This window comes from Bifidobacterium sp. 7101 (genome assembly GCF_000499285.1).
GTDB lineage: Bacteria > Actinomycetota > Actinomycetes > Actinomycetales > Bifidobacteriaceae > Bombiscardovia > Bombiscardovia apis_A.
This window is the reverse complement of record NZ_AWUN01000007.1, coordinates 21,136-47,341: the sequence shown is the minus strand read 5'-3', so window position 1 is coordinate 47,341 and position 26,206 is coordinate 21,136. Positions and strand designations below refer to the sequence as shown.

Genomic DNA, 26,206 nt, shown 5'->3' with positions numbered 1-26,206 from the left:
GTGTACAGTCGATGTGACTTTCATGCAATGTCCAGACAACATTCAGTATTTCGGCTCTAGACTTGGAAGCAATGCATGCGAGGACCCGCTTCGCCTGTCAGCCGGAAACAGCAAAAAGCGCGGGCGACGGGGTAGATTGACAAGCGTGACCGAATAGCAGGCAGCGGCATCGATCCGAAGGAGCAGAAATGGCTGAAGAGCACAAGGCCGACCCCTGGAGGGGCGGCGATGACGGTCAGTCCTGGCAGCCAAGCCACATCGAGCGCGGGGCCGCCGATCAAGAGCAGGAGACGGGAGCTTCCGCAAACCAGACCGACTCTGCTCAAGTCCCTGCGACAGAAGAAGGGGACCAGCAGACCCGGGCCTGGGACCAGAGGCCCACGACCCCCATTGCCATGCCTGGTGGCGATGCACAGTCCATGACCAGGGAAAACGGGTCGAATGACGGTAGCGGCACCGGGACTTCATCCTCCTCTTCCAGTGGCTCAGCCACGGGGCAGGATGCGCAGACGCAGCAGCAGCCTTACTATCGGCCTGCGCCCGAGTATGGCGCCTATGCTCCCGCAGGCTCACGTCCGCCTGCCAACAATCAGGGTCAGCAGCAGCCCAATCAGCAGCCCAACCAGGGATATGGCTCCGGTCCTCAGCAGGGCTTCTTCGGACAGTATGGACAGCCAGGCCAGTTCGGTCAGAATGGCCAGCCCCGTCAGAATGCCGGCCAGAACCCCCAGGGTGGCCGACCCTCCGGCCAGGGTCCCTATCCGCCCTTCGGATCCGGCGGTCCCAACGGCAGGCCCGGTCCTGCCAACAACGTCAGCAGCAACTTGAGCGGCACGGGCAAGTACGTCTTCACCGCCGTGGTGGCCGCCCTGGTGGCCGCAGCCCTCATGCTGGGCCTGGGTTGGGCGGCTCTGTCCAACGGATGGATCACCCTGCCCTCGTCCTCCTCACTCAGTGGGGTCTCCTCCAACTCTTCGGGCCAGGGTACGGCCAAGGTCGAGGGCGGGCAGGCCCCTGACTGGCAGGGCATCAGCAAGCAGGTCTCCGAGTCCGTGGTCTCCATCCAGGTGCAGACCAAGAGCGGTGTGGGAGCCGGATCGGGTGCGGTCTTCGACACCCAGGGCCATGTGGTCACCAACAACCACGTGGTCGATGGCGCCCAGGAGATTCACGTCACCCTCTCCAATGGGCAGATGTACACGGCCAAGGTGGTCGGCACCGACACCACAGCCGATCTGGCCATCCTCAGCCTGGACCAGGCGCCCTCCGACCTGAAGCCTGTGAAGTTCGCCGACTCCGAGAAACTGGCTGTGGGCGAGAATGTCATGGCCATCGGCAACCCCCTGGGCTACGAGAACACGGCCACCACCGGCATCGTCTCGGCTCTGAACCGCCCGGTCTCGGTCATGGACGAGAGCAACAACAACCCCATCGTGACCAACGCGGTCCAGCTGGATGCGGCCATCAACCCCGGCAACTCGGGCGGCCCCACCTTCAACGCGGCTGGCGAGGTCATCGGGATCAACTCCTCCATCGCCTCCATGGCTTCTTCCAAGTCTGAAGCAGGGTCCATCGGCATCGGATTCGCCATCCCATCCAACCTGGTCAAGCGGATCGCCGATGAGATCATCAAGGACGGCAAGGCCAAGCACGTCTCCCTGGGTGTCACCATTCAGAGCAGCACGGCCCAGGCAGACGGAGTTACCCGTGGCGGCGCCAAGGTCACCAATGTGGTTTCGGGCTCCCCGGCTGACAAGGCCGGCATCAAGGTCGGAGACACCATTGTGGCCTTCAATGGCCATGCGGTCAACAACAACTACTCCCTGCTGGGCTTCGTCCGGGCTGCCGCCTTCGGCGATTCGGTCAAGATCACCGTGGTACGCGACGGCAAGACCGCCGAAGTGAACGCCACCCTGGACAGCGAGGAGCAGACCGTTCAGGGCAAGCCCAGGACCAACAGGAAGAACTCGGACGGCAGTGGCCAGGACGGCGACTCCGACCAGGGTGGTTCGGGCGACGACGATGACTCCATGGATCCCTTCCGTTTCTTCTTCGGGCAGTGATCCAGGACTGAACCCAGGGGCCGCATCCGTCACTTTGGCGGGTGCGGCCCCTTGTCATACTCGCCATCCATCGCTGACTCCCGCGCGGTATAGGCTTGGAATGTCAAGAGCAGAAGAGAGCCGTGATCCGGCTACGGCTGTCAGGTAGACAAGTCCGGAGCGGGGAAGTGGTCATGTCAAAAATCCTGGGTTTCGCCAAGAAGGTCCCCATGCTTTGGGTGGTTCTGATTTGCGGGCTGGTCATGGGCCTGCTCTGGCACCCCTATCGCCAGGCTGCCCAATGGCTGGTCGCCGTCCTGGTGGCCGTCTCGCTGGTGGACACCCTCAAGGGGATGATCGATGACGTCCGCCAGGGCCACGTGGGCGTGGACATCCTGGCCGTGGTCGCCATCCTGTCCACCCTCGCCGTTCGTCAGTACTGGGCCAGTTGGGCCGTGGTCCTCATGCTCTACTCGGGCGACGCCATCGAGCAGTACGCAGGGAACAAGGCGCAGAACAATCTGACCGTATTGGTCCAGGCTGCCCCCCAGGTGGCCCATGTGGTTCAGGCGGAGCTGCCGGAGGGGGAGCATACCCTTCCCAAGGAGAGCGACTGGAACACGGTGGCGGTCGACAAGGTCCGTCTGAACGACCTCCTGGTGGTCAAGCCCGGCGAGACCGTGCCCGTTGATGGCGAGCTGATCAGCCCAACCGCCACCTTGGATATGTCTACCATCAACGGCGAGCCCATGCCCCGCAGGCTCTACCAGGACGCCCAGGTCATGTCGGGAGCGGTCAATGGTTCGGGCACCTTCCTGATGCGGGCCCGGCAGCTGGCGCGGGACTCCCAGTATCAGCGAATCCTCAACCTGGTACGTTCCGCACAGAATTCGCGGGCAGCAGTTGTCAGAACAGCCGATCTGATGGCGGTCCCCTTCACCGTGGTGGCCTTCATCATCGCCTGCGTAGCCTGGATCATCTCTGGCGTGCCGACCCGGTTCGCCCAGGTTCTGGTCCTGGCTACTCCCTGCCCTCTGCTGATTGCCGCCCCTGTGGCCTACATGGCCGGGACGGGAAGGTTGGCCAAGGCGGGGCTGCTGATCAAGACCCAGGATGTGATCGAGAATCTGGGTCGGGTCTCGCATATCTTCTTCGATAAAACCGGCACGCTGACCGTCAAACGTCCCCAAGTGGCCAAGATCGACCTGCCTGACGGTAGGGAGCAGAAGGTCGATACAGACCGGATTCTGGCCATGGCGGGCGCTGTGGAGTCCTACTCGGTCCACATCCTGGCCAACGGAATAGCTGAGGCTGGGGCCGCCGCCCAGGAGCGACTGCGGGCACAGAGCAAGGGTGAGACCCATCTGCATGCGCGGGAGGTTCAGGAGGACTCCGGCAACGGGGTACAGGGCCAGGTCGACGGCCACCAGGTCAAGGTGGGCAGGGCCCAGTTCGTGGCAGACGGGCGTTCAAGTGATTTATTCGGCCCCCTGGCACCTGACGAGATGGCCTCCTATGTCTCTATTGATGGGGTCCTGGCCGCCAGGGTCGTCATGAAGGACGTGCCCAGGTCGGATGCCGCCCAGACCATCACCCAGCTGCGGGAGTTGGGCATCACCCGTCTATCCATGGTCACGGGCGACAAGGAGGACTCAGCCCGGATCATCGCCGACCAGGTGGGCATCACCGACGTGCATGCCGGCCTCTTCCCCGAGGACAAGGCCAATCTGATTGCCAAGGCCTCCAAGGAGGAGCCCAACAGGCAGCCCTTCTGGGACATCTGGCTGTCTAAATTCCTAGGAGAGTCAGTGACCAAATCCATCACCATGATGGTGGGAGACGGGGTCAACGATGCTCCGGTCCTGGCCGCTGCCGACGTGGGTATGGCCATCACCGACGGAACCACCACGGCCGCCTCCGAGTCCGCTCAGGCGGTGATCATGAACGACGACATCGCCTGCCTGCCAAGGTCGATCACCATCGCCCGCAGGACCAAGCGGGTCATGCTCCAGGCGGTCATGCTGGGGCTGACCCTGGCCACGGTGGGCATGCTCTGCGCCGCCTTCGACCTGATTCCGGTGGTTGTCGGCGCCTTTACGCAGGAGGCCATCGATGTGGTTTCCATCCTCTGGGCTCTGACCGCTTTGATAGATCGGGACTGAGGCCTTTTCGCGACGCTTGGTGAAAGTCCCGGGGATGGAGCCCGACTAGCTCTGTCCCCGACCGTCGCTATGCGTTAGGCTGACAAGCATGAGCGATATTAATGTCAACGATTCCACCATGCCCGCACCGGCCCGCGGCGAGGAAGCTGGCTCACCTCTGCGCGTGGCCGTCATAGGCGCGGGGCCTGCAGGGGTCTACGCCTCTGACATCCTGCTGCGGCAGCTTCGGGAGAAGGGTGCCGACCTGGGTCTGGGCGACCGGGCCAGGATTGATTTGTTCGAGAAGCTGCCCGTTCCCTTCGGCCTGGTCCGTTACGGCGTGGCCCCGGACCACCCCAGCATCAAGTACATCGCCGGCGCCTTGGAGAAGACCCTGGACAACCCCGAGATTCACCTCTATGCGGATGTGGAGTTCGGCAAGGACGTGAACCTGGATGATCTGCTTCAGCGTTACGATGTGGTGCTCTTCGCCACCGGCGCCGTGGATGACCGCCCCCTGGAGATCGCCGGCCATGAGCTTGATGGCGTTCACGGGGCCGCCCACTTCGTCGAGTGGTATGACGGCTATCCCGATGCTGACCGGAATTGGCCACTGGATGCCAAACAGGTGGCCGTCATCGGAGGTGGGAACGTCGCTATGGATGTCTCCCGTATACTGATGCGGCGGGCCGACGACCTGCTGGGTACCGACATCCCCGACAATGTTTACCGGGGGATCCAGGGTAACCAGGCCCGCGAGCTGCACATGTTCATCCGTCGCGGCCCGGCCCAGGCCAAGTTCTCGGTTCAGGAGCTGCGCGAGCTGGAAAAGCTGCCCGGAGTGCAAATCGTCATCGACGAGGAGGACTTCGACCTGGACCAGGAGACCATCGACCGGGCCGGTGCCGACAAGCTGACCCGGCAGATGCTGGAGGAGCTCTTCACCATCAGGGAGATGGCCGAGGACATGACTGAAGATGGTGGAGTCGACTTCGAGGGCAACCCAGCTGATCGTCGTTTCTATATGCACTTCTACCGGATGCCTGCCGCAATCATCGGCCAGGACGGCAAGGTGACCGGCATTCGGGTGGAGAAGACCAAGGTCACGCCTGAGGGTGCTATGGAGGAGACCGGCCAGTACGAGGAGTATCCCGTCCAGGCCGTTTACCACGCCATCGGCTACAAACCGGCCGAAGTCCCCGGCATCCCTTACGACTTCTCCGGTTACACCCTTTCCAACGTCCACGGCCGCGTGACCACTGCTCCCGAGGGACAGGACGGCCGACCCATCGACCGACTTTACGCAACGGGCTGGGCTAAGCGAGGGCCTGTGGGCCTGATCGGGTCCACCAAGTCTGATGCACTGGAGACCATCGGCAACATGCTGGATGACCTGGCCTCCAGCCCGGACCATGGCCGCTTCGCCAAAGACCGCGACGACGATTCGATCGATCGTTTCCTGGCGGAGAAGGGCATCCAGCCCATCGACTTCGCCGGCTGGAAGCGGGTGGATGCCTACGAGCGTGCCGAGGGAGCCAAGGTCGGCCGCGAGCACATCAAGGTCATCGATCCCGACCAGCTCCGCCAGCTCGCCCACGGCGAGTAGGCGATCGCTCCTGGGCCTGTGTTAGCAGTGGCAGGATCTGGATGAGGTTCATGAATCCTCATCCAGGTCCTGTTTTCTTGATCTGGGCTACTGGCTGCTCACAGCGGAGGGATAAGTCTCGCGCAGGTATCATTGTCATTAGAGCCCATCACGGAATCGAAGGAGCGTGACATGGCTAACCTGACTCTCTATCCGGCCACCCTCCAGTGGGCCGTTGAGGAGGGTGATGCCGATCCCGTGGCCCTGTCTCAGCGCCGAGGGCTTGGCCAGTTGCCGGATTGGCTGGAATCCAAGGAACCCGTGTCTGTATCCTTCAACAAGGTAGAGCAGCTCAGCAGGGCCCTGCATGTGCCTTTCGGTGCCTTGGTCAGGTCGGTCGTGCCCCAGCGTCGCCTTGAGCCTTTGGTCCGGTACCGTACCGTAGGCAATACGTCTGTACAGCCCAGCAGAAATCTGCAGGACACTATTGACCAGATGAGATTCAGGCAGGAATGGGCCAGGGATGAATTGCTCGAGTCCGGCTTGGACTCCATTCCGCTAGTTGGCTCGGTGCGTGATGCCGAGCAGGACGATGCCCTGGCTGATGCGCTTCGCTCCGCCCTTGGGTTGGATGGGCGCTCTGCCTGGGAGGGCGGCAATTCCAGCGACCGTTTCCGTCAGCTCAAGGAACGTGTCTCTGATGCGGGCATCATGATCATGCTCAACTCCCAGGTGGGTTCTACAAGGTCCCGAAAACTGGATCTTCAGGAATTTCGAGGATTCGTGCTGATCGACGACATGGCCCCGCTGGTTTTCATCAACAGAAACGATTCCTTTGACGGCATGATCTTCACCTTGATTCACGAGGTGGGACACGTACTGCTGGGCACTCAGGAGCTTTTCGACGGCATTGGTGGCCAAGGGGACCGCAAGGCCACGGAGCGCGCGATAAACCGGGCAGTGGTAAAGGCTGTGATTGATGATGAGCGCTTCCGGAGGCTGTGGCAAGAGAAGCTGGACGGGGGCAAAGAGCCGGCCGATGCTGCGGAGTCTATAGCTGATGACTTCCATCTGAGTGCCTTGGCCATGGGGATACAAGCCCATCAGTTTAGCTTGGCTGACGAGGATACGCTTGAGGAGCTGCGGGCACGAATGGATCGACATCTTCAGGACAAGACCGCTCATCGTCAGGAGCGGGAAACCCGTGGTAATGGCAACAGGACCAATGCCTCCAGGGTTGATACCGGTTTCGTCCGTCTGGTCAATGCCGCCATGGACGGGGGCAGACTGGCTCCGACTGAGGGCTTCGACCTGGTGGGGGTGCGCTCCCCGCAGTCCTATCAGGGATTGATTCGCGAAAAGAAGCTGATATGACCGCTACCCTCTACCTGCCTGATTCCAACATCTTCATCGCCTCCTACCGGCTCAACCATCCTTTCGACTACAAGGAGTTTCACCCCTTTTGGCGATGGATGGAAAAGTTGGCTGAGGACAAGGCGATTGCCATGGTGGATGTCGTCTACGAAGAGCTGGTCAACGAGCAAGCCGCTGATCCCGATATGCTGGATCTTTGGGTGCGTGCAGTGTTCAAAGGCCGCCAAATAAGCCATAAGGATGACAGGTATGCGCAGGTCTATGCGCAAATCCAGGACTATCTGGTCACCTGCGGGCAGTATACGGAAGGGTCTCGCCAATACTGGGAGTCAGAGAGCAAGGCTGATCCCTGGCTGATCGCCGTGGCCAAAGTCGAGGGGGCAATCATAGTGACGGACGAGGCCCGGGTTCCGTTGAAACAGGGACAACACATGAAGAAAGAGCCTAAGATTCCTAACATCGCAGACCAGTTTGGGGTGAAGACCATGAATCTTCGTCGGTTCTTCGATGTCAACGGGAGGTTGAAGAAAGCCCAGTATGTTCCTCCTAAGTCTCAAGGTAAGAGAAAAGCTGTGAGCCAACCAGGCCTATTCTGAATGGATGGTAGGGGGAGAGGGGGCTCAGCAGCCTCATCTTTTCAGCGCCCGTTCAGCAAAAATTCAGCGGCATTGTCTACCATGGAACCCATGAATGGCAAGCTGAAGGTTCACGGACATTTCAACGGCCTGAAAACGACGCTTTTGTTCGCCCTCATGTGGGCCGTTATTATGCTCATCTGGTGGTTGACTGGCGGTCGCCAGGGGACACTGGGCATCTATATCCTCATAGGCCTGGCCACCACTTTCGGATCCTACTGGTTCTCCGACAAGGTGGCGATTGCCTCCATGCACGCCCGGCCGGTCAGCGAGCAGGAGGCTCCCGACCTCTACCGGATCGTCCGAGAGCTGTCGGGGAGGGCAGGCAAGCCCATGCCCCGCATCTACATTGCCCCCACCGAATCGCCCAATGCCTTTGCCACAGGTCGTAACGAGCGCCATGCCGCCGTCTGCTGCACCCAGGGGATCCTGCGCATCCTCAACGAGCGGGAAATTCGCGGGGTGCTCGGCCACGAGCTCATGCACGTCTATAACCATGACATCCTGACCTCTGCTGTAGCTTCGGCCATGGCCACGGTCATCACCTACCTGGGATACTCCCTCATGTATTTCGGCGGCGACAGCCGGGACAGGGATAGCGATTCCGGTGTCTTTGGCCTCCTGGGCGTGCTGATCAGCTCGATCCTGGCCCCCTTGGGCGCCTCCCTGATTCAGATGGCCATTTCCCGCACCCGAGAGTATGACGCCGACGAGGATGGCAGCCGGCTGACTGGGGACCCGGCGGCTCTGGCGTCGGCGCTGAACAAAATATCCTACGGATCTCAGGCCGCGCCTATGCCGCAGACTGCCGGCACCCAGAGCGCTGCCGCCATGATGATCGAGAATCCTTTCTCGGTCAAGGGGTTCAGCAGGCTCTTCTCCACCCATCCGCCCACCGATGAGCGCATAGCCCGCCTAATGCAGATGAGCCAGGAGATGGGGCAGACCCAGGTGAATTCCGGGCATGGAGCCCAGGTGGGGTACTGAGACCAGCGGGCTAATGCGCCTGTACGCCTATCAATAGCAGTGATTCCTCTCCGCTGTCTTGGTCGATAATTTTGGGAACGGTCAGAAAGGCCCGGCCTAGCGTCTGGCCCTTCTGACCGTTCCTGCCTTTGTGCCCTTAGTTGCGAAGAATCCGGCTTGTCATAGAGGCAAGGAGGAATCGGAGGCTTTTGGCTATTCGTTGTTTAGATCTGAATTCTGCGTCCGTTGCAGACCACGGTTTTGACGGACCAGTCGACCGGGTTCAACAGAAGGAGATCGGCAGCATAGCCGGGTGACAGCAGGCCCAGCGGAGCACCGGTGATCGGGTTGGGGCGATCCAGCCCCAGGGCCCGGGCAGGTGTCAGGGTTGCGGCTTCCACGGCCTGGGGGGCCAGGAGACCGATGGTCTGGACAGCTCTGCCGACTGCCACATCCAGGGTCAGGGTTGAGCCAGCGATGGCTCCGTTGGAGGTCAAGCGGGCGTGGCCGCCCTTCACTGTTACGTCCAGGGAGCCCAGCTTGTAGGCGCCGTCCTCGCAGCCGGTAGCCTCCATAGCATCGGTGACCAGGGCAATCCGATGGGGGAAGAGCCTGAAGGCCAGGTCGACGCAGGGGTCCTGCACATGGAAACCGTCGTTGATCAGCTCGGCTGTGACCCGAGGGTCCTCCACGGCTGCCGGAATGGGCCCAGGCTGACGGTGGTGGATGCCGTTCATGGCGTTGAAAACATGAGTGAGTATACGGGCGCCGGCATCGAAGGCGCGGCGGGTCTGATCGTAGTCGGCATCGCAATGGCCGACCGCAGGCACCACACTGGACCCAGCCAGGCGGGATATGGCCTCGTAGCCATGGTCACGCTCGGGGGCCAACGTCACCTGACGTATGCAACCGTCGGCAGCTTCCAGGAGGTGGTCGAGAACCGTGGGTTCAGGGTCGCGCAGGCACTTGGGGTCGTGCGCCCCTTTACGGGAGAGGGCGATGAAGGGCCCCTCCAAGTGGGCACCCAGCACATCGGGTCTGGAGTCCATGACCCGCCTGACCGAGCGCAGGTTGGTGCACATCGTGTCGACCGGATTGGTGATCAGGCTGAGCACCTGCCTGGTGGTTCCATGGACCATATGGCAGGCCCTGGCTGTGCGAATGGCCTCGTCGCCGTCATCGAAGGAGTGGACCCAGCCGCCGTGGGAGTGGATGTCGATGAACCCGGGGGTGAGGATGAGGCCGGCTGCGTCGATAAACTCCACACCGTCCGCATTCACGTCATGTGTATCTGATCCAGGCTGGAAGGAGGGCGGTAGGCTGGGCAGGCCAGCGGCCCTCAGGGCGGATTCCAGGCTCTCCCTGCCTTGCCCGACCTGGTCAATCCTGCCATCCAGGGCCAAAATCCAGCTGTCTTCCCTGATTCCTCGGGCGTCTATCAGCCTTGCGCCTGTCAGGACAAGGGGATGGGCCGGTCCATTCAGGGATGATTCGACCGCGAGCCCCGCCGACTCGTATGCTTCCTTGGACATGTTTGGTTTGCCTTCTAGATGGACTGCCAGTCAGGCTTGTTGGCATAGGCCCACTTGTAGTAGTCGCGGTTGCGCAGGCGGGAGGCGGCGGCCTCGTCCACGATCACGGTGGCGTGGGGATGCATCTGGAGGGCGGAGGCCGGACAGAAGGACGATATGCCGCCCTCTACGCTCTCGGCTACGGCTTCTGCCTTGCCGGCACCGAAGGCCAGGAGGACAAGCTGGCGTGCCTTGAGGATGGTTCCGATTCCCTGGGTGATGCAGTGGGTGGGCACCTGGTCCATGTCGTTGTCGAAGAAGCGGGCGTTGTCGATGCGGGTCTGCTCGGTCAGGGTCTTGATTCGGGTGCCCGAGGCCAGGGAGGATCCGGGCTCGTTGAAGCCGATGTGTCCATCAGTGCCGATGCCCAGGATCTGCAGGTCGACGCCGCCGGCATCCTCGATTGCCTGGTCATATACGCGGCCAGCGTCCTTGATGGTGTCCAGGTTTCCATTGGGAACCCTCACCTTGGCGGGGTCCAGGCCCAAAGGCTCGACCACGGTCCGGTCGATGGTGGAACGGTAGGACTGAGGGTGGGCCGGGTCCAGGCCCGCGTACTCGTCCAGGGCGAAGCCACGCACCTGGGAGACGTCGATCCCCTCCTTGTGGACCAGATCGGCCAGCGCCTTGTATGCCGCCAGAGGGCTGGATCCCGTGGCCAGACCCAGCACGCAGTCAGGCTTGCGCCGGATCAGGTCGGCCGTGCAGCGGGCATAGATCTCGCCGGCTTCCTCCTGGGACTTGACGATGATGATTTCGGTCATGATGCGATTTCCTTTCCTATAAAGTCAGATGGGCGACTGTCGGCTGTCATGCGTCCTGCCAGGGCGGCTCCGATGGCTGCGATGGGCAGGTCGGCTGGAGCCAAGCGCAACCGGTCGGGCAGACTCAGCGAGGCGATGAAGTGGCTGCAGGCCGCGCTCCTATTCAGATGCTCGGTGACCAAATCCAGCAGGGGTTGGCCGGTTTTGCTCATGCCGCCGCCCAAGATGATGATTGCGGGATCGATGGTCAGGGCCACGATCTGCACGGCCAGGGCGATGCCATGGCCGATGATGTCCTGGACTTCCTGGGCGTGCTGGTTCCCCTGGCTTGCCTGGGCAATCAGGTCAGGCAGGGGGTGGGCGATTCCTGGCCAAAGGGATTCCACTGCGGAGCCTGAGGCCACGGTCTCCAGACAGCCGCACTGGCCGCACTTGCAGGGGAACTGGTGGGCATCCACCGGAATGTGTCCAATTTCGCCGATTGCTCCACTGGCTCCGTGCTCGATTCGGCCCCCGCGGATGATGCCCGCTGCCAGGCCGGTACCCAGGTTGATGAAGACCACAACATGGTCGTCCTGGTCGGGCAGGGCCCTGGGTCTGTCGCGCCCTGGCTCTGACGCGGGGTGTCGGGCCTGGTTCCGGGCGGCCTCGGAGTGGGGTGTGGTTCCAGGGGCCATCAGGGAGTCGCCGTCCTGCGAGGCGGCTCCCAGGGCAGCGATGTTGACATCGTTCTCGACACGGACGGGCAGGCCGGTCGTCTTGGCGACGGCAGGGCCCAGAGCCATGTGGCGGATGCCCAGGTTGACTGCGTCATCCACTATTCCATGGTCGGCATCCACGCGCCCCGGGATGCCCAGGCCTACGGTGACAGGACCCCGATTTGGGCCCACCTGATTCAACAAGTGGCGGATAAGTGTCACCGTGTCGTCATGAACCGCCTGGTTGCCCTCGCGTGTGGGGATTCGATGGCAGGCCAGCAGGCGCTTGTCGCCGTCCATGGCCACGCCCTCGATCTTGGTGCCGCCGATGTCAATTCCCAGGCTGATCGGGCCAGCCTGGACGTTATCTGTATCCGCCTCGGGATGCGGGGTCGATGCTGCCATGGATTTCAGCGGGCCTGATTCTGGTCTGCATGTCCCTGTCCGCAGGCCCGCTTGATGGCCGTAGCGATGGAGACCGCCGGGTCGTTGTAGGGAATCAGGGTGGACTGGAAGGCATGGTAGAGGTCGGACTTGCCGGGCCAGACCGTGCCGATGACATGGTTGTCGGCATCCAGCTGATGCCACCAGGACCCGCCCTGGTGGTCGATCAAATAGTGGTCTACATAGCTGCAGAAGGTGGTGTACCAGTCGGCGTAGGTGGCCTTGCCGGTGACTGCGTAGAGGGTGGACGAGGTGTTCAGAGCCTCGGCCAGGGTCCAGTGCATGCGGTCGTGGACAACCGGGCGGCCCTGCCAGTCTGTGGTGTAGACCAGGCCCTCGGCTCCGTCGGCGGCCCAGCCATCCTCCACAGCCCTGGCGAACAGGTGCTCGGCTGCCTCGATGTAGTGGCGACGGTCGGCATCCTGATCGAACCTGCTTAGTGCGTACTGAGTGATCAGCCTGGCCCATTCAATCCCGTGGCCCGGCGTTGCCCCGTAAGGCTTGAACTGGTCGGCCTTGTTGTTCTGGTTGTAGTCCAGGTCGGCCTGCCAGTCGCTATTGAAATGCTCGGGGATGCGCCACTGGTTGTTCTCAGCCCAGCTGATGACCTGGTCGATGATGCGGCCGGCGCGCTCGCGATAATCCTCCTTGCCAGTGGCATCGGCTACGGCTAGGAAGGCCTCGGTGCTGTGCATGTTGGCGTTGAGCCCCCGGTAGGGGTCAAGACGGGTGAAGCCGCTGTTCCAGGTGTCGACGGCCAGGCCCTTGTCGTCATCCCAGAAGTAGCGATTGAAGATCTCCAGTGCTTGGTCCAGCAGGGCCTGCCCATCGGGGTCGCCGGCCAGCATGGCTGAGGATGCAGCCAGGACTACGAAGGCGTGGGTGTAGCAAGTCTTGCCGCTCTCGGGCTGGCCCTGCCAGGAGACCGAGGGGTACCAGCCGCCGTGTTCGTCGTCGTGCAGGTTGCCCTGGAGGGCCTGGACGCCACGATGGACCAGCTCTGATGCTCCCGGGTAGCCCAGGAGGCTGCCGATGGCGTAGACGTGGGTCATCCTGCAGGTGATCCAGGTCTGGATTCCCTGGTCTGGGTCGATGCTGCCGTCGTCGTTGAGCCAGCCGGCGCCGCCTTGCTCGGTGGGGAACCCACGCCCGAAGTCCAGGAAGCCGTAGGTCTGCGAGGCCATGAAGATGCGGTTGGCTTCGTTGCCCAGCAGGTATCGGGGATTTATGGCGGACGGTGAGGCTTCCGAATGGTTCGGTGTCGTGGTCATGGCGATCGCTCCTTTGCTCAGCGAGGGGATGCAGCTGTTTTCGATGTCTGTTTACAGCCTAACACTTAATTGTTAGGAAACTGAACTTTTTATTGGCTGTCCCCGTGGTCTTGCTCACGATGCTAGTGCGCAGTCCTGAAAACCAACAGCTTTGGTGCCTCAATGGCGAGGTATGGACCTGCCCGGGCAAGGAAGTTTACAATATAAGGTGCAAGCATGGATGGGCGTGATCACGGGGTTCAAGGCCCAATCCCCATGGCGGGTCCCCGTTCCCGCATTATCTATTGTCAGGCGAATCATGACCAGCAATACCGGCAACCTGTCCAAGGCGCTGCCCAAGTCGGTGCGGCACCACAACCGAGCCATCCTGCTCAGGTTGCTCTACCCCGATGTCAGCATGACCAGGGCTGATCTGGCTCGCGCATCAGGGCTGACCAGAGTCGCTATATCAGACATCGTGGCCGAACTGCTGGGCGAGCATCTGCTCATGGAAGTGGGTTATAGCAAATCCACAGGGCCTGGCAAGCGGGGACGGCTGCTGCGCATCAATCCCGACGGGCGCAGCATCCTGGCCCTGGACCTTTCCACACCCTACGTTTTCAGGGGGGCGGTGCTCAACCTGACCGGACAGGTAGTGGCACGTGAGGAGATCCCTCTGACCGCTGACGGCAAGGTCCCCCTGGACTTGGTGGGGGAGTTGACTGATTCATTGATGCAGCGGGCAACCCACCCCGTCATGGGCATCGGCGTATCCAGTCCCGGCATCGTCAGTGCTGAAGGCGTGGTGGATGATGCCACCAACCTGGGCTGGGTTCAGACCGACCTGCGCGGCTATCTGCATGAGAAGACAGGCTTGGAGGTGACGGTCAACAACGATGCCAACAATGAGGTTTTGGCCGAGCGGCAGTTTGGCTCAGGCCAGTCCGACCTGTTGCTGGTCCATCTGGGCGACGGAGTTGGGGCAGGATTGCTGGTCTCTGGCGAGCTGGTGACCGGCTGCAATCGCGCGGCTGGCGAAATTGGCCATGTGGTCGTTGACCCCACAGGCCCGCAGTGTCGCTGTGGCAAGCGCGGTTGCCTGGAATCACTGATCAGCGTTCCCAAGCTGACTGCTGCAATGGATCGGGACCCCGACAATCTGGCCAGCATTCTGAGGCGTGCTGGCGAACTGCTGGGTCGTGTTCTGACCATGCCCGCCGGCCTTATGGACATTCCTCGCGTAGCTGTCCTGGGCGACTCCAGGGTGGTCAACCGCATTTTCCTGAGTGCCATGGAGAAGACCATGAACGATGCCCTGGCCACTGATTTTCGGCGCCCATTAGTGGTCGACCGCTCGGCCCTGGGTGAGGATGCAGCCTTGCTTGGAGCCTGCTCCACGGTGGTGGCCGACCTGATCGAGCCTGACGGCACCGTCTGAAAGTGGATTGAAGACCTGTCTCGCAACCGTGTCCGGACTTGGCGATTCGCGCACATCGCCGAGACCTGCTACCATGGTGACTCGCATGCGGTTGGCCGAGGTTTGACCCCGGTGGCCGGATTTGCGGGCGTAGTTCATTGGTAGAATGGAAGCTTCCCAAGCTTCAGAGGCGGGTCCGATTCCCGTCGCCCGCTCTTGACTGGAATCCTGAGTTTTCAAGGAAAATGGTTGTTTATTTAGGTCTGACAACTGATTGATGGCAACAATATAGCGCGGATGTACAGGCCCTAGCGTTGACGCATAGCTATTGAATAGGCAAAGAAGCAGCCGACCTTGATTGTTACACAGGCGGAAATGGGCAGCTATAGGTCTTATAGTGCTCTTTTGTCTATATGGGTTGTGCGAAAGTTCAAGACTGATCGTCAACTCAATCTTGATACTGAATCTCGCGGGAGACTCCCTACGCCTTTAATCGCTTATTTGGCTGCTGTTGATATGCACCGCCCTAAATTGAAGCTGGAGAGTTGCTGACTCTACCTCTGGGTCATGGTCGGTGCATAGTCTTATGTCAGGATGAATAGATTCCGAATTTTTCTCCGACCGAACGAAGCCCAGCTTTCACGATACCATGCATTGTGCACTGCGGTTTCTCTTGCGGTTCTGGCTTTACGGCAGGTCGATGAAAGCTATTGTAGCCTATCCAGGATGTTGTCGCCGCCTGGGATGATGTAGTCGCAGTCCATGTTGATGCCGTTGCGGCCTTTCGCATACTGCTCGGCCCGGCATCTACCACCTACCCTGACCTTGACCTCGGCTTTAATCCGCTGTCAGTCACAGGGCAGCCGGCCGCGTCTGCGGAAAGGGAGTAGGGAAAATGTCTGCGGGCAAGTATAGTTAAGGGCCAAAGGCTTCATACCGTCGGGCCTCAACTCGTTAAAGAAATCCAAACATGCCCTATCTGGTGGGTATTACCGTCAGGGTCAGGCAAGGCGCGCGCATGCCGCTGTCATTTTTTGGACAGTTTGCGTTGCTCCCTAACTTTCTTGCGCCTTTCTATGGCTATAGGCTGTTGATACACATAGTCAAGTACGGAATCGAGAAAGCCTAGGATTTCTTCAGCGTCCTCTTTCGACACGGGCGTATTCAGGTCACCGTGGGCCATATCGTTGCCCAGCAGCCGGATTTCATGTGCTTCTTCGGCTAGCTGTCTGGTGATGATGGTCTTTGCTGCCAACTCGTCGATTTTCTCATACAGAGACCCGGAGGTGACGCCTTTGTCTTTGGCGGTCGCTTCCAACACAGTTCTGGCCATGAGTACTGCTGAACGGTAGGCGGAGATCGAGCAACAGGAATACGCCTCGGAAGCAACGGAAGCTATTTCCGTAGGAACGTCCTCATATTCCATCCCGACGGCTGCTTCTGGAATCCATTTAATTTCCTCACTGTCGTTCAGGAAGTCTTCTTGAGCTTGACTCACGTCGACATCCGATAGCGAAAAATTGTAATCAATCATGCCCAATGTCGCGTAGCCGCATGAGTCACACTTGAAGATGGCAAACCAAACCTCTGCATAGACAGGAGCGTTATTGAGGTCACCTGATATGAGCGACCCTTGTGGGGTCATATGCGAAAAACGGCCGCAATGCCAACAGATTCTCGAAGCCATGTTTCAATTATATAGACAGAAATAGCAATATGGACTGGGCATCTCTGCTCGACCCCTTGCAATAAACAGATTGTATTCACGAGACATTCGTATTTGCTGCTTCTCTTGGCTTTTGGCTATGATTCTGATCCGCTCCCTAGCACGGGCTGGAGGAGATAGGGGTCTTGCCCGGCTTACGTCCCGGGATAGGTTTGTAGTGTTGCTGGGTAGGCGTGGTGCTTGCTGGATCGGCTATTCGCGGCGGTTGTCTGCGGTGGTTTCCTTTTAGATGTGTTGTCTAGCTGCTTGGCTGATGTCTTGTTACGGTGAGTCGGGCGAGCCATTCAGGGCGCAGGACCCCGAAGCCTAGGCGCATGGTGACGCGGATGGTCAAGAAGTCCTTGAAGTATGCCTGGTCGCCGGTGGCGCTGAGGACCTGGCTGCTGGCGTTGAGCAGGTGGTGCCTGCCGGGGTCTACATGTTCAGGATGATGGGGATCCGTAGATGGCTGGTGTTGGGCTGTTGGCCATGTTGGTGGCGATGAGGGGTGATGTTGAGGACTAATCTAGGCCATCAGTCCGATTCCAGTCGTCCGTTCTCCTTTCTGGAAATCGCCAATGGCATTGAAATTTGGATTTGGAAAGGTTTCAGCTTTGGTATGTATAAGTTGTTGATCGCATCTGATCCTGACCGGCCTCCTGCCAAGGATGAAGCAGAGGCCCTTGCTCGAGCGTGTGCCGCGTTCCTTGCGAACCCAGATTGTTAGACGTTTGATGAAGCTGATTGACTTATAGGCGGTGAGCGAGCGTCAGCATCAGCGTTTACTCACAGGGGAATATCGCTGACGTCTATCGAGAGGAACAGTACCCCAGCCAGACTATGCAGCAAGACGATCAACGTCACTAAGACAAGCAGGATTTTTGTGACGACGTTCCACCATTTCCGGGCTTTGCGCGAGTTCCGTTTATACAAGGCAACTATATGGACAATGCCGCTTATCAGCCAGCAGACAAGCCCCACAATAGTGGTCGCAATTATCCTGTTCACCCAAGTGTCTGACGCAAAATCAACGGCATACGGGAATGCCATAAAGAACTGAATAGGAATTTTGCTATACCAGCCCCAGCTCATTGGCAGTAACAGAACCAAGCCTAGAAACCATAGGACAAGGTCGGCATGAGCGGGTACATGAATCGTGCGGCGAAGGTCGGTCTTCTCCGTATCCTCGCCTGTTGTATCCGCTTTCCGTCCCCTGCATGCCATAGCGGCAAGGCTACAGCATCTGTAGGCATGAAGAGCCGCATGCAGACGCTTCCTCACATTCCCCGTTAATCCTGCTGCGCTTGACCGCCAGTATTCACTGATGAGTTTCTCATCTGTGAAATGTTTGACTGCGCAATCTGTAAGGTGGGCGACTATCGCAAAAGACGGTACGAATCATGGTGTGACTTCGTATGTGTCTTCGCGGCTGATTGAGGCGTATGCGCGGGCTTTTGCTCGCCACATTCAATGTGAGGAAGTTATATCACAGTTTGGTTTGTTGGCATGAGATTTAGGACATGATGCCTGTCAACTTAATCCGCGACTATGCCGACGTGACGCCTGCTGACCAGTTGATGGAGCGCTTCCTCAAAGCCATTATCAACACTTGGCGGCACCTGGGCACGCTGCTTTCCGCATCGGCGAAACAATCGCGTCTATGGTCGCAAACAGGACTCTGCTCAAACACCTAGAATCTCAAGGTTAACGGAGATGCTTCCAACTTGCCCGAATATGCATCTACCTCAGGCCCTGCATACAAATAGGTAACTAATCAACCGTAGTTTCGTCCCACTTCAATCACCTCATAGTAATTTGCACTGATCATTTTTATTCTCTTGCCCATAATCGAATCTTCGATATCTGACCTAAAAAGTTGCCAGCCCGGCAACAGTGCGGAAAGCCTCTCCTAACACCATCAGTGATGAACAGTATTCCCGCACATTCTGGTGTGTCGAAGCACGGTGCCCCAGGTCCGGCAGTGGAAGATGAGGGGGTACAGGGAAGTATAGAAAGGACGGCCATCATGGCTGATTATCACGTGCAATACAACGAGGATCGCGATCTCTGGACAGTCAAGCGGGCCGGGGCCTCACGCGTCTCCCGCACCTTCGCCACCAAGGCGGAGGCCACCAAGCAGGCCAAGGTCTTTGCAGACCGCTCCGGCGGCGGTGAGGTCAACATCCATAACAAGGGCGGCAACAAAATCCGCGACAAGCGCACCATAGGCAAGAAGGATCCTCGAGACATCAAGGGCTGAGCTCCAACTGAGATTTGGGACCTTTCGCCGTCATCGGGCCTGTGCATGTGCTGAGCATCGTGGTGATAAGTAACGATTGCACTTCTAATATGCCCATCTATCAGCCCGACAGGATGTTGGGATGGTGAAGCATTGGCCGCCGTCGCTGGTCTGTATGTGTCCGCCCCCATAGACTGAAACCAACCGTGAAAGGTGGCGAGGTCGATGGCCGATGGATTCAACCAGCTGGATCAGCGGCTGGCGGACAGCGGGTATGACGAGGGTCTGCCAGCCTCCTATCCTCCTCGCCCGGATATTGATGAGCGTCCCATTCAGATAGCGCATGCCAACATCTGGAGTCGGTTTGCCGCGGTCACGGGACTGGTCTCGGCCTTGGCGGGCGCGGCCTTAATGGCCCATGCCATAGCCCCCTCCAGGCTGGGAGTCATAGGTCAGGTGGGCATCTCGGCCTGGGTGGGTGTCTCCGTGGCCTTTGCCCTGTTGACCATAATTTTGGTCATCATAGCCCGTCACTCCGGACCAGTCCCGAACCGGCCATCGGTAGGCTCTGCCGGCATTATCCTTCTGATCTGCGGGATGCTCTTGACCGTGGCAGGCCTGCTCATTGCCAGCTCCTCCCCCAAGGGCATCATCAAGGCTCCTGCGCGTGACGAAGCACCCACCAGCTCGCCCCAGGCCATGACCGGCGGTATCGACAAGGCTGCCGGCCAGTGCGCTTCGGGTTGGCATGACATCAGCCTGGGCGGGTATGTAGGCATCTCCCAAGCCCGGTATTGCACGGATACGACCATGGCCTACGTGGTTTTCGATAACGATTCTGCGGCATCCCTGGCCAAGGGGCCTATCCGCGCCAGCGTGCCCGACCTGCTCTCCCGCTACGGAGACGGGTTGCAGCCTCAGAATCTATGGCTGCTGACCGGCAAGCGTTGGATGGTGGTGGGCAGCAAGGCCCAGGTGACCGGACTGCAGAGCCAGTGGGGTGGCCAGGCCGAGCCGCTCATGGGCCAGCATTGAATGACCGGGCCGGTCGACTATCGTGGCAGTTATGGATCAAGCACAAAAGGATGACGGCGGATTGGTGGGTCGGCCCTCCACGGTGGTGCCCGGACGTTTTGGGCAGGAGATCAAGGTCGAGAAGGTCCGTTGGTCCCGCAAGCAGGGCACGGGCAACCCCTCGCGGCCCATTTTTGTACTCATGCATGGCTGGGGTTCCAATGAGGAGGACATGGCCGACCTGATGCGTTATGTGGCTCCTTACAACGACTACGCATCCCTGCGGGCGCCCATGGTGGTGCCTGGTAGCGAGCGCGGCATGTTCGGCCCTGGCTACACCTGGTTTCATGATATGCGTCCTGAGCAGGAGGACCTGGATCGGGATGGTTACGCAGCGGCTCGGGCTGTGGATGCCTGGGTTTCAGCCAACATCCCCGAGGACCGACCCGTAGTGGCCATGGGCTTTTCCCAGGGGGCCATGCTGGCTGTTCACCTGCTTCGGGTCAACCCTGAGCGTTACCGCGCTTCCATATGTCTGTCCGGTTTCCTGGCTCCGGGCCTGGTGCCCGGCACCGCTCCTGCGGATGAGCGCCTGGCTGGCTTGAACAAACCGGTCTTCCTGGGGTTCGGCTCGGACGACACCACGGTGCCCAAGTACGAATTCCGTGCCCTGGCCGCCTGGCTGGATGAGCACGTATGGCTGCACACCACCGAGTATGACCACCTGGAACATGCCGTCGACATGCGCGAGATGAATGACCTTCGCCAGTGGCTGGGCGAGATCGACGTGACCTCGGGCCTTATGTAGATCGGCTCAGAGAGCCGAGTCGGCGTCGACCTGCATGACGTAGACGTTGCGGCGCATCTTCCTGGCTGTCGTGCGCGAGATTTCCCCGGATTCGACCATATCCTGGATCTGGCTCAGCTCGATGGCGTAGCCCTCGCGCTTGGCCTCCTCCACCTGATCCCTGACGGCAGGTATCCCCGCGTATTCGGTCTTTCCCTCCGCCGAGGATTCGATCATCTGGTGGTTGATGATGGTGGTCAGCAGGTCCTCGGTCTTGAAGCGTCCCTTGCCCAGCTCGGAGTAAAGCTTTTCGATCAGGAAGTGGTTCATCTCTGCCTGCAGGTGGCGTCCTGCCACGAAGACTTGGTCCTTGTCAATCGGCTGAGCCAGGTGCTTCAGGCGGTGGAACTGGCTGTGCAGCAGGCCCCTGAGTCGTCTGCGAGCCGTGTAGGCCCTCCAGCGGAGCTCACCGCCCCTGTCCAGGTGGAAGAGGGACCCGGATATGGTGGACAGGATCCTGCGGGCGGCCTGTTCCTGGCTGCGTAGATTCAGCAGTTCCTCCTGGTCGTCTCCGCGCTTGCTGCGCTGGTCGATCAGCTGGGCGTCGGCATCCCTGTCGGCTACGGTCTCGGCCTCTGTGCTGGGCTCGTTCTCGTTCCCGGTGGCAGACTGCGTCGATGCAGGTGCCTGCTCTATGCCTGTGTCTTCGCTCTTGAGCTTCTCCTCAAGCTGATCCTGGGCCTCTTCGATTCGGCTCAGTCTCTCCTCCATGTAGTCCTGCTCCCACTCCATGGTCTGCACCTGCAGGTCCTGGAAGTCCTTGGGGGAGTACTGGCCGATTTGCGACTTGAGTTTGGCGATGCGGTGGTTGTACTGCTTGATTACCTGCTGGATGGCTAGGCGGTTCTCGTCAGTGATCCTGCTGGAGAGTTCCCGGACCGTACCCCTGAGCACCTTGATGGATTTTTCGACCTGCTGGGCCGGCACCTCGCTGCTCTGTGAGGGAGCCAGCAGCGGCAGGGCGAAGTTGGCCAGCACCAGGGTGACGATGATGACCCCGGCGGCCACGAAGATCAGCTCGCTGCGCATGGGGAAGGCAGAACCGTCATCGGTCATATAGGGGATGGTCAGGGCCAGGGAGAGGGTGATGGTCCCTTTGGGGCCGCCGAAGGTCATGACGGCAGCCGACCTCAGGAGCTTGGATGTGATTCGTGGCCTGCTGCCGGTTTCATGGTCCTTGGTGAAGATCAGGACGCTGGCCGTCCAGAGGAAGCGCAGCACGATCACCGTCAGGCAAACCAGGGCGATGGTTGCTACCAGCATCCAGTTGCTGACCCGCCGGTCTCGCCAGCTGGTGCCCATGGCTGCCGGCAGCAGCATGCCCAGAAGGACGAAGACCGCGCCGTTGAGGCTGAAGGAGAGCACCTTCCAGACGCTGGACGAGACGATGTTGGCCTTGGAGGTATTGGGTCCCACTCCGGTGTGGTCGAAACGGATCAGCAGTCCGGTGGAGACCACGGCCAGGACTCCGGATACATGCAGGATGTTCTGCCCGACCATGTATATCAGGAAAGGCAGGAAGAGCTCCAGCAGAATCCTGGTAGTGGTGGTTTCCCAGCCCAGGCGACGGGCCGACTCAAAGAGCCAGTTGACTACGAAGCCCATGATCAGGCCGAAGCCGATGCCACCCACGAACTCAACGAAGAACTCGCCCAGGGCCCGGGGCAGGGAGAAAGACCCGGTTACGGTGGCCAGAATGGCGAACTGGAAGCCGATGACGCCGGTCGCGTCGTTGAAGAGCGATTCGCCAGCAAGGATTGAATGTTCATCCGGCGTGAGGTCGGCGCTCTCGCCCAGGGAGGAGACGGCCACGGCATCGGTGGGTCCCAGGGCGGCGCCCAGGGCCATGGCTGCGGCCAGTGGAAACATGGGCCAAGCGGCGTGCAGGATAACGCCCACCATAAGCATGGTTAGGGCGGCCAGTCCGATGGCCAGGGAAAGGGACGATCGCAGTCCCTTGAGCAACTCCACCTTATTGATGGTGTGGGCCTCGTAGTAGAGCAGGGGCGCGATGAAGAGGACCATGAACAGCTCAGGATCCAGCCGCATCCGCGGGAAAATGGGCAACAGGGCCATGACTGCGCCCAGGACGATCTGGACCAGGGGGGTGGAGATTCGGGGAATGAATCTGGAAATAAAGGAAGAGACGAGGACGGCAGCAAGTATGCACAGGATTAGGATGAATGTTTCCACGGGCTTCCTTTCCGCCACGCAATCCCGGGCGGGCTGCTGCAGGCCCGACTAGCAGAGTTCGTTCGACCAATGAAGGAATCTCCGAGTGCAGGGTCGCATGAGGATCGACGTCGCGTAGTCCATTATACGGAATAGTGATATCCAGGAACAGTATTAATGGACAATGTGCGCTAAGTTGACACCTCAAGCCAAGATGGTGGACAGACTGCGCTCGCGATAGGCGAACATTTGTGAAAATCCGGCCCGGGGACCCCTCGTAAGTGCGTGAAACGCCGGCTCAATCGGTATACTCGTGAAGACCGGGAAGGCTCCAAACCTCCCAGAGGTGCACCGCTTGTGGCGGCTGACCATGGAGCCCCATCTCTTGACCCCGGGGACTTGCGCGCACGCTATTGTTTCCCCGATGCTTTTGGACATCCCCCGGTCCAGAAGGAAGATTGCAAGAACGACTGCAGAGGGTCGCATGCGGGGACAAATGACCGATCCGGTTTGGAAAGGCCAGGTTGACCGATGACATCATCCGTGACATCTACAAACATTAAGAATCAGAACGCAACGGCAGCAGGGACTGACATGCGTTTCGACGACACCGATTGGCATAGCCTGGAGACCTCGGCTGTGCTGGAAGCCCTGCACACCGGCGATCAGGGTTTGGATACGCAGGAGAGCGCACGCCGACTGGAGATCTTCGGGCCCAACAGCCTGGCTGAAGCCCAGGCCAAACCCCGTTGGAAGCTCTTCCTGGAGCAGTTCGCCGGCCCTCTGATCGCCGTCCTGATGGTCTGTGGCATCATCACCATTTTTCTGCAGCATTATGTGGATGCGGCGGCCATTTTCTTGGTCCTTTTCCTCAATGCCATCATCGGCTATGTGCAGGAGTCCAAGGCAGATAAGGCCGTGGAGGCCCTGACAACCCTGTCCACCCCCACCACACGGGTGGTGCGCCAGGGCCGGATGGAGCAGATTGACGCCGACCAGCTGGTTCCGGGCGACCTGGTCCTCCTGGAGAGCGGCGACCGTATCCCCGCAGACCTGAGGCTGATCGAAGCCCTCCACCTGCGCATCGACGAGGCCATGCTGACGGGCGAGAGCGAGGATGCCAAGAAGAATACGGACCCTGTGGACCGAGACGCAGCCCTTGGCGACAGGCGCTGCATGGCCTTCTCGGGCACCATGGTCACCAGCGGCCGTGGACGCGGACTGGTGGTAGCCACCGGTTCCGACACCGAGCTGGGCGAAATCAACGATCTGGTCCATGTGGCCAAGGGCCGCACCCCCCTGCAGCGAATCATCCACCGTACCGAGGTGGGCATCGCCATCGCCGTCATATTGGTGGCCATCTTCGTCTTCATCGGCGGAGCCATCCTCAATGGTGACGCTACCGGGGCCTTCCTGTCCGCAGTCTCCCTGGTGGTGGCCTCCATGCCCGAGGCCCTGCCCATCGTGCTGACCGTGGCCATGGCCTTGGGTGTCTCGAGGATGGCTGAATATCATGCCATCGTCCGTTCGCTGCCGGCGGTGGAGACTCTGGGCTCCATCACGGTCATCGGCTCGGACAAGACCGGTACGCTGACCCAGAACCGCATGACCGTGGAGCAGTTCACCTTGGGCGGTGGCCAGCCAGTCCCCGTCGAGGGCATGGACCTAGGCGCAGCGGCTGTATCCGGCGACGACCGTATGCGCGGTCTGGCCGCCCTTGCTCGGGCCGGGGCTCTGACCAACGAGGCCCACCGGCAGCCAAATGAACAGGGCGGCATCGAATACAGCGGCGACGCGGTCGATATGGCCATGGCCCGCCTGGCCGATCAGACCGGGGCCGTGACCACTGAAGATCTGGATACTCCTATCGTCATGGAGACCCCCTACGAGCCGGAGCTGCTGCACTCCATGACCATCCGCCGTAGCCCGGACGGCACCCTGACCCAATACGTCAAGGGTGCTCCGGACGCGGTCATGGCCATGTGCCGAACCATGCTGGACCCGGATGGCCAAGTCGTTCCCCTGGACACCCAGGCCGTCCACAAGTCTTACGAAGCCATGGGCTCCCAGGGGCTGCGCGTCATAGGCGTGGCCAGCAGGGTCCTTTCCTCTGACCAAGACCCCGTCTCCCGTCGTCGACCCGACGACTTGACCTTCCTGGGGCTTGAGGGCATGCTCGATCCGCCTCGACCTGGTGTGCGCGAGGCCATCGCCGAATGCGCCAGGGCCGGCATCCGCGTGGTCATGATCACCGGCGACCACCCGGTGACGGCAGCCGCCATAGGTCGCCGCCTGGGTCTGGAGCACACCGATCAGGCGCTGACCGGCAGCGAGATGCTGGAAATGAGCGACGAGGTCCTCCGGGCCCGTCTGCGTGAGACCTCCATCGCCGCCCGTGTCTCCCCCCAGGACAAGCTGCGCATTGTGGAGGCCCTGCAGGACGAGGGCCATGTGGTGGCTGTGACCGGCGATGGCGTCAATGACGCCCCGGCACTGAAGGCTGCCTCGGTAGGCATCGCCATGGGTCGTTCCGGCACTGACGTAGCCCGGGAGGCCAGCGATGTGGTTCTGACTGACGACAACTTCGTCACCATCACCCAGGCCGTGCGTCAGGGGAGGGTCATCTTCAAGGCCATCCGCGGGTCCGCCTACTTCCTCCTGTCCACGGCTGCAGCCGCCATGATTGCCGTGGGGGTCAATGTGATTGCTGAGGAGCCCCTGCTCTTCCTGCCCCTGCAGATGCTCTGGATCAACTTCGTGACCAACGGCGTCCAGGACATTGCCCTGGGATTCGAGCCGGGCAACGGTGATGAGCTGGAGTCACCCCCGCGGTCGTCCGGAGAGGGCCTGCTCTCGCGGGTGCTCTGGGCGCGACTTGCCGTCTGTGGGCTCTGGATGGCCACCTGCATTCTGGTCCTCTTCCGCCTCAACATCAACGCGGGGATGGATCTGGCCCACGCCCGGACCATGGCCTTGACCCTGTTGGTCCTCTTCAACTTCTTCGTCGCCATGTCGGCCCGGTCCGAGAACAGGCTGATCGTCCAGCTCAACCCCTTGGATAACACCTTCCTCCTGGTGGCCTCGTTCGTTGCCCTGGGCATCCATGCGGGGGCCATGTACCTGGCTCCGGTTGCGGGCGTTCTGGGCATGGCCCCGCTGAGCGCAAGCCAGTGGCTCATCTGCCTGGGAATCGGACTGACGGTCCTGATTTTCAGCGAGGGCGACAAGATGGTTCGTGCATTCCTGGCCAAACGTGGCATCGACACGTCCGGGCGGCCCAAGGGCCATCTGCATCATGTGCGCCGCCGCATCGCAGGCATGATCAACTGAACTGACCTGTCG

General features: G+C 60.5%; 19 protein-coding genes and 1 tRNA gene. 13 read left to right on the top strand and 7 right to left on the bottom strand.

The features are described from left to right. Positions 1-188: 188 nt before the first annotated feature. From P272_RS0108120 to htpX, 6 genes are all read left to right on the top strand, one after another. Positions 189-2,063: a S1C family serine protease gene (locus P272_RS0108120; RefSeq protein ID WP_029679035.1), complete on the top strand. Its 1,875-nt coding sequence runs from the start codon at positions 189-191 to the stop codon at positions 2,061-2,063. Positions 2,064-2,236: 173 nt separating this feature from the next. After that, on the top strand, positions 2,237-4,204 hold the full coding sequence (locus tag P272_RS0108115; protein WP_029679034.1) for a heavy metal translocating P-type ATPase: 1,968 nt from the start codon (positions 2,237-2,239) through the stop codon (positions 4,202-4,204). A gap of 118 nt (positions 4,205-4,322) precedes the next feature. Then, positions 4,323-5,789 (top strand): FAD-dependent oxidoreductase, encoded by a 1,467-nt coding sequence (locus P272_RS0108110; protein ID WP_029679033.1) that lies wholly within the window; start codon positions 4,323-4,325, stop codon positions 5,787-5,789. Between the two features lie 171 nt (positions 5,790-5,960). Then, a complete protein-coding gene (locus P272_RS0108105; RefSeq protein ID WP_029679032.1) occupies positions 5,961-7,142 on the top strand; it encodes an ImmA/IrrE family metallo-endopeptidase in 1,182 nt (393 codons plus the stop codon). Continuing rightward, the gene (locus P272_RS08965; protein ID WP_052323251.1) at positions 7,139-7,738 is read left to right on the top strand and encodes a DUF4411 family protein; all 600 of its coding nucleotides are present in this window, start codon (positions 7,139-7,141) and stop codon (positions 7,736-7,738) included. The genes P272_RS0108105 and P272_RS08965 overlap by 4 nt, the downstream gene beginning before the upstream one ends. A gap of 90 nt (positions 7,739-7,828) precedes the next feature. After that, complete coding sequence (gene htpX, locus P272_RS0108095) at positions 7,829-8,764, top strand: zinc metalloprotease HtpX (RefSeq protein WP_029679030.1); 936 nt, start codon at positions 7,829-7,831, stop codon at positions 8,762-8,764. Positions 8,765-8,967: 203 nt separating this feature from the next. Here htpX and nagA read toward each other — a convergent pair whose 3' ends face one another. From nagA to P272_RS0108075, 4 genes are read right to left on the bottom strand one after another with little or no spacing between them, the layout of a single operon-like run. Continuing rightward, complete coding sequence (gene nagA / locus P272_RS0108090; RefSeq protein WP_029679029.1) at positions 8,968-10,275, bottom strand: N-acetylglucosamine-6-phosphate deacetylase; 1,308 nt, start codon at positions 10,273-10,275, stop codon at positions 8,968-8,970. A 14-nt stretch (positions 10,276-10,289) separates the two neighbouring features. Further along, positions 10,290-11,078 (bottom strand): glucosamine-6-phosphate deaminase, encoded by a 789-nt coding sequence (gene nagB, locus P272_RS0108085; RefSeq protein WP_029679028.1) that lies wholly within the window; start codon positions 11,076-11,078, stop codon positions 10,290-10,292. Next, positions 11,075-12,181 (bottom strand): ROK family protein, encoded by a 1,107-nt coding sequence (locus P272_RS0108080; RefSeq protein WP_052323250.1) that lies wholly within the window; start codon positions 12,179-12,181, stop codon positions 11,075-11,077. Before P272_RS0108080 ends, nagB begins: the two co-directional genes overlap by 4 nt. A gap of 5 nt (positions 12,182-12,186) precedes the next feature. After that, positions 12,187-13,491, bottom strand: a complete 1,305-nt coding sequence (locus P272_RS0108075) for an AGE family epimerase/isomerase (protein WP_044097935.1) — start codon at positions 13,489-13,491, stop codon at positions 12,187-12,189. A gap of 298 nt (positions 13,492-13,789) precedes the next feature. On the opposite strand from P272_RS0108075, the gene P272_RS0108070 reads away from it, so the two are divergent. Beyond that, on the top strand, positions 13,790-14,908 hold the full coding sequence (locus P272_RS0108070) for an ROK family transcriptional regulator (protein WP_044097946.1): 1,119 nt from the start codon (positions 13,790-13,792) through the stop codon (positions 14,906-14,908). Positions 14,909-15,031: 123 nt separating this feature from the next. Beyond that, positions 15,032-15,102, top strand: a tRNA-Gly gene (locus P272_RS0108065). Positions 15,103-15,914: 812 nt separating this feature from the next. Here the strand turns inward: P272_RS0108065 and P272_RS08960 are convergent. Together P272_RS08960 and P272_RS0108055 are read right to left on the bottom strand one after the other, a co-directional pair. Continuing rightward, positions 15,915-16,574 carry a DUF4145 domain-containing protein gene (locus tag P272_RS08960; protein ID WP_081709115.1) on the bottom strand — a complete coding sequence of 220 codons (660 nt, stop codon included), beginning with the start codon at positions 16,572-16,574 and terminating at the stop codon, positions 15,915-15,917. 804 nt (positions 16,575-17,378) lie between these two features. Next, positions 17,379-17,816: a hypothetical protein gene (locus tag P272_RS0108055; RefSeq protein ID WP_172636734.1), complete on the bottom strand. Its 438-nt coding sequence runs from the start codon at positions 17,814-17,816 to the stop codon at positions 17,379-17,381. A gap of 296 nt (positions 17,817-18,112) precedes the next feature. Here P272_RS0108055 and P272_RS09350 point away from each other — a divergent pair, with 296 nt between their 5' ends. The 4 genes from P272_RS09350 (at position 18,113) to P272_RS0108035 (ending at position 20,653) form a co-directional block, all read left to right on the top strand. Beyond that, on the top strand, positions 18,113-18,286 hold the full coding sequence (locus P272_RS09350) for a hypothetical protein (protein WP_155805057.1): 174 nt from the start codon (positions 18,113-18,115) through the stop codon (positions 18,284-18,286). A gap of 332 nt (positions 18,287-18,618) precedes the next feature. Then, on the top strand, positions 18,619-18,852 hold the full coding sequence (locus tag P272_RS0108045) for a DUF2188 domain-containing protein (RefSeq protein WP_029679022.1): 234 nt from the start codon (positions 18,619-18,621) through the stop codon (positions 18,850-18,852). 204 nt (positions 18,853-19,056) lie between these two features. Beyond that, positions 19,057-19,866: a hypothetical protein gene (locus P272_RS0108040; RefSeq protein WP_029679021.1), complete on the top strand. Its 810-nt coding sequence runs from the start codon at positions 19,057-19,059 to the stop codon at positions 19,864-19,866. 31 nt (positions 19,867-19,897) lie between these two features. Further along, positions 19,898-20,653 carry an alpha/beta hydrolase gene (locus tag P272_RS0108035; RefSeq protein ID WP_029679020.1) on the top strand — a complete coding sequence of 252 codons (756 nt, stop codon included), beginning with the start codon at positions 19,898-19,900 and terminating at the stop codon, positions 20,651-20,653. A gap of 6 nt (positions 20,654-20,659) precedes the next feature. On the opposite strand, the gene P272_RS0108030 is transcribed toward P272_RS0108035, so the two are convergent. Continuing rightward, positions 20,660-22,885 carry a cation:proton antiporter gene (locus P272_RS0108030; RefSeq protein ID WP_029679019.1) on the bottom strand — a complete coding sequence of 742 codons (2,226 nt, stop codon included), beginning with the start codon at positions 22,883-22,885 and terminating at the stop codon, positions 20,660-20,662. 573 nt (positions 22,886-23,458) lie between these two features. On the opposite strand from P272_RS0108030, the gene P272_RS0108025 reads away from it, so the two are divergent. Next, positions 23,459-26,194: a cation-translocating P-type ATPase gene (locus P272_RS0108025; protein ID WP_253269691.1), complete on the top strand. Its 2,736-nt coding sequence runs from the start codon at positions 23,459-23,461 to the stop codon at positions 26,192-26,194. Positions 26,195-26,206 lie beyond the last annotated feature (12 nt).

Bases quoted from the DNA above. Each gene is read 5' to 3' on its own strand.
- P272_RS0108035 (WP_029679020.1), top strand. From the start codon at position 19,898: ATGGATCAAGCACAAAAGGATGACGGCGGATTGGTGGGTCGGCCCTCC.
- nagB (WP_029679028.1), bottom strand. From the start codon at position 11,078: ATGACCGAAATCATCATCGTCAAGTCCCAGGAGGAAGCCGGCGAGATC.
- P272_RS0108080 (WP_052323250.1), bottom strand. From the start codon at position 12,181: ATGGCAGCATCGACCCCGCATCCCGAGGCGGATACAGATAACGTCCAG.
- P272_RS0108115 (WP_029679034.1), top strand. From the start codon at position 2,237: ATGTCAAAAATCCTGGGTTTCGCCAAGAAGGTCCCCATGCTTTGGGTG.
- P272_RS0108110 (WP_029679033.1), top strand. From the start codon at position 4,323: ATGCCCGCACCGGCCCGCGGCGAGGAAGCTGGCTCACCTCTGCGCGTG.
- P272_RS0108075 (WP_044097935.1), bottom strand. From the start codon at position 13,491: ATGACCACGACACCGAACCATTCGGAAGCCTCACCGTCCGCCATAAAT.
- P272_RS0108040 (WP_029679021.1), top strand. From the start codon at position 19,057: ATGGCCGATGGATTCAACCAGCTGGATCAGCGGCTGGCGGACAGCGGG.
- P272_RS0108070 (WP_044097946.1), top strand. From the start codon at position 13,790: ATGACCAGCAATACCGGCAACCTGTCCAAGGCGCTGCCCAAGTCGGTG.
- P272_RS08960 (WP_081709115.1), bottom strand. From the start codon at position 16,574: ATGGCTTCGAGAATCTGTTGGCATTGCGGCCGTTTTTCGCATATGACC.
- P272_RS0108120 (WP_029679035.1), top strand. From the start codon at position 189: ATGGCTGAAGAGCACAAGGCCGACCCCTGGAGGGGCGGCGATGACGGT.
- P272_RS09350 (WP_155805057.1), top strand. From the start codon at position 18,113: ATGATGCCTGTCAACTTAATCCGCGACTATGCCGACGTGACGCCTGCT.
- P272_RS0108045 (WP_029679022.1), top strand. From the start codon at position 18,619: ATGGCTGATTATCACGTGCAATACAACGAGGATCGCGATCTCTGGACA.
- P272_RS0108105 (WP_029679032.1), top strand. From the start codon at position 5,961: ATGGCTAACCTGACTCTCTATCCGGCCACCCTCCAGTGGGCCGTTGAG.
- P272_RS08965 (WP_052323251.1), top strand. From the start codon at position 7,139: ATGACCGCTACCCTCTACCTGCCTGATTCCAACATCTTCATCGCCTCC.
- htpX (WP_029679030.1), top strand. From the start codon at position 7,829: ATGAATGGCAAGCTGAAGGTTCACGGACATTTCAACGGCCTGAAAACG.
- nagA (WP_029679029.1), bottom strand. From the start codon at position 10,275: ATGTCCAAGGAAGCATACGAGTCGGCGGGGCTCGCGGTCGAATCATCC.
- P272_RS0108055 (WP_172636734.1), bottom strand. From the start codon at position 17,816: ATGGCATGCAGGGGACGGAAAGCGGATACAACAGGCGAGGATACGGAG.
- P272_RS0108025 (WP_253269691.1), top strand. From the start codon at position 23,459: ATGCGTTTCGACGACACCGATTGGCATAGCCTGGAGACCTCGGCTGTG.